Annotated in this window: 1 pseudogene; it reads right to left on the bottom strand. The window is 81.3% G+C overall.

Going from position 1 to position 407, the window contains the following annotated elements:
* Positions 1-378, bottom strand: a pseudogene (locus tag GTW67_RS37940) (hypothetical protein); the annotation flags it as partial.
* Positions 379-407 lie beyond the last annotated feature (29 nt).

Genomic DNA, 407 nt, shown 5'->3' with positions numbered 1-407 from the left:
AGGGCCCTTCGCGCGGGCTGCGTCGGCTCCCCTGTCGCCGCGCACGGTCCCGGTGCCTTGCGGGGCGTCCTCGGGTCCGGTGCCGTGCGCGGCGTCCTCCGGGCTGCCCGCAGGGCCCTTCGCGCGGGCTGCGTCGGCTTCCCCGTCGGCGCGCGCGGTCCCGGTGGTGTGCGCAGCGCCCTCGGGTCCGGTGCCGTGCGCGGTGTCCTCCGGGCCGGCCGCAGGGCCCTTCGCGCGGCCTGCGTCGGCTTCCCCGTCGGCGCCCTCGGGCCCGGCGCCTTGAGCGGCGGCCTCGGTCCCTGTGCCGTGCGCGGCGCTCTCTGGGCTGCCCGCAGGGCCCTCCGGGCGGCCTGCGTCGGCTCCCTCGTCGGCGCGCACGGTCCCGGTGCCTTGCGGGGCGTCCTCGG

Source organism: Streptomyces sp. SID5910 (genome assembly GCF_009862125.1).
GTDB lineage: Bacteria > Actinomycetota > Actinomycetes > Streptomycetales > Streptomycetaceae > Streptomyces.
The sequence above is the reverse complement of the archived record's forward strand: the minus strand, read 5'-3'. Positions and strand labels throughout refer to the sequence as shown.